This window comes from Pseudarthrobacter xylosi (assembly GCF_055412765.1).
This window is the reverse complement of record NZ_JBVAYT010000022.1, coordinates 1-2,176: the sequence shown is the minus strand read 5'-3', so window position 1 is coordinate 2,176 and position 2,176 is coordinate 1. Positions and strand designations below refer to the sequence as shown.

At 61.9% G+C, this 2,176-nt stretch carries 2 protein-coding genes and 1 pseudogene; 1 reads left to right on the top strand and 2 read right to left on the bottom strand.

Going from position 1 to position 2,176, the window contains the following annotated elements; all coding sequences use genetic code 11:
- Positions 1 to 459 precede the first annotated feature (459 nt).
- Both ACZY1F_RS21235 and ACZY1F_RS21230 read right to left on the bottom strand, forming a co-directional pair.
- Positions 460 to 1,074 carry a class I SAM-dependent methyltransferase gene (locus tag ACZY1F_RS21235; protein WP_463944401.1) on the bottom strand — a complete coding sequence of 205 codons (615 nt, stop codon included), beginning with the start codon at positions 1,072 to 1,074 and terminating at the stop codon, positions 460 to 462.
- A gap of 152 nt (positions 1,075 to 1,226) precedes the next feature.
- Positions 1,227 to 1,390, bottom strand: a pseudogene (locus tag ACZY1F_RS21230) (ISL3 family transposase); the annotation flags it as partial.
- A 187-nt stretch (positions 1,391 to 1,577) separates the two neighbouring features.
- Here ACZY1F_RS21230 and ACZY1F_RS21225 point away from each other — a divergent pair.
- Complete coding sequence (locus ACZY1F_RS21225) at positions 1,578 to 1,919, top strand: YciI family protein (RefSeq protein WP_463944400.1); 342 nt, start codon at positions 1,578 to 1,580, stop codon at positions 1,917 to 1,919.
- The last annotated feature ends 257 nt before the right edge of the window (positions 1,920 to 2,176 follow it).

Below are 2,176 nucleotides of genomic sequence, written 5' to 3'. Positions count from 1 at the left end.
AGCAACTTTTCAAACTTACCCGGTTTCCCGCCCCGACGCAAATCCATATTCCAGGACCCGCACCAGCAGAAAACACATCCCCACCAAACAAAGGCGCCCAAAAGAACAACCAACATTTGGTCTTGAATTAGGGGGTTTGGCCGCCCGCGGTAACCAGCTCTTCGCTGTTCCCCTCGCGGCGACTTAGAAAACAATACACCCACCCAACCCCCACCGCAAATCCACCCCCACACAAGGCCCCATGCGCCCAGGATCCGCGTCGTGGCGGGGAATCCAGGGGGCTCAACGGGGTCCCGGTGCAGTACTCGGCCAGAACTGGCTTGTGTTGACTGGATCACATCTAGCGGGGACTGGCCAGCAGCGTGAAAGGCCAAGGCTGTTGCCTCCCCGGTGGCAGGTCAAAACCCCTTGCCTTGTTGCAGGTCCACCCGACCGAGCATCTGCGCGTATCCCTTCTGGCTATGTCCTCAAGCAACGGCTCAGGCGTGAGCTGATAGCGGCATGCAGCCGATGACCAGGATCAGTTCGCCTCTGATGCGAGATGGTTTCAAAGCCGGCGGCACTAAGCATCATGGTTAGTACCTCCACGGGCCAGGAGTATGCAGGCGTTACAGCGTGAGGAAATCCCGCGATTTCGTCACCTTCAAACAGTCCAAGTAAGAGATGTCCGCCAGGAGCCAAGCGCCGTGCCAGTTCCCGGAGAACGGAAGGAACCTGGTCGGGTGCAAGGTGGATCAGCGAGTACCAGGCCAGGATGCCGGATGCATATCCTTCGGGAACTCCGAGACTCGTGAGGGAGGCGACGCGGAATGGGATGCCGGGGAAGGTTGCCTCTGCTTGCTTGATGAACGCCGGCACCAAATCGATTCCTTCGACCGCGACCCCTTGGTCCGCGAGGAACTTCGTCCAATGGCCGGGCCCGCATCCTACGTCCAGTACTGGCCCCACCAGAGGTGCGGCCCATTCAGCTACGAACTTCCGGTCAGCCGGATGCGTGGACTCGACCGACCCAAATCTGGCGATGTACTCGGCGGCTCTCTTTGAGTACGCGATCTCGACCTCTGCGTCAGTCATGCAGCCACCCTATGGTGGACAGCAGTAATCGATGCTATCCGGGCAGAGGCTTGCCTATTCGTGTGAGATGTCCTCTACAGACGGGTGCACCGCGGTGGCCATGGATGGCCTGCTGGACCCGACGAGGAGGCGGGCGGGGCCGGTGCCGTCAAGCCCGCACACCGACACCACTGGTCGAACGAATCACCAGGTTCGACGATCCGACCGCCAGCACCGCACGATCGGCCTCGCGCCGCCGCACGGTTACCTTCAGACCCAGATCGTCGAGCCGACAGAACGTGGTCAAATCAGGACAGGCCAAAGCGGTCGTGGGGATCTTCTTCGCGGGCACGTACTTTAGGGCGGGCTTTCAGACGGTACCGCTCGAACAGGTTCTGCGGGTCGGTCGAAACGCTCTACCTTGACCATGTGTAGGGCGCCGGAGCCATAATCGGTCTGTGCACCAGAGCGGTGCCGTACAGAAGAGCCGACGGATAGCGCCGACGACGCAGAGGAGTCCAAGAATGACCAAGTACCTGATCTCGTTCCCCAGTGAGGCCATGGTTTTCCCCGAGGAAGACTTCGAAGCGGTCGTCGAAGACTCACATGCCGTCATCGACGAGGCCAAGGCGGCGGGCGTGTACGTTTTCGGCGGCGGAATCGACGAGGACGTAGACCCGGTGCTCGTGGCGGGTGACGGCACCGTCACCGAGGGCACGCACCCAGGCCACAAGGTGCCCAACGGCGGCTACGCCATTTTCGAGCTGCCCACGCGGCAGGCGGCACTCGAGTGGGCCGCGAAGATCGCCGTCGCCTGCCGCTGCCCTCAAGAGGTCCGGCAGTTCGGGTACGACCCGGCCAGCTGACGAAAGCGACGGCACGTCGCCGGTCTACTCGTCGATCGGAACTGGTGGGCCTCTGCCGTACGTCAGCGGCCAGTTCGGCCCTGTCGGATGCGGGCTCGAACGCGGACATGAAGCCGATCCACGCAGGTGCGCCGGCCGTGTGTGGTGCCGTTTTGTGTTTGGTGGTTAAAAGGGAGTGCCCCCCAACACGTGTGTGTTGGGGGGCTCTCGACCGTTAATGATGTTCCGGCGGTGACCTACTCTCCCACACCCTCCCG

Bases quoted from the DNA above. Each gene is read 5' to 3' on its own strand.
- ACZY1F_RS21235 (WP_463944401.1), bottom strand. From the start codon at position 1,074: ATGACTGACGCAGAGGTCGAGATCGCGTACTCAAAGAGAGCCGCCGAG.
- ACZY1F_RS21225 (WP_463944400.1), top strand. From the start codon at position 1,578: ATGACCAAGTACCTGATCTCGTTCCCCAGTGAGGCCATGGTTTTCCCC.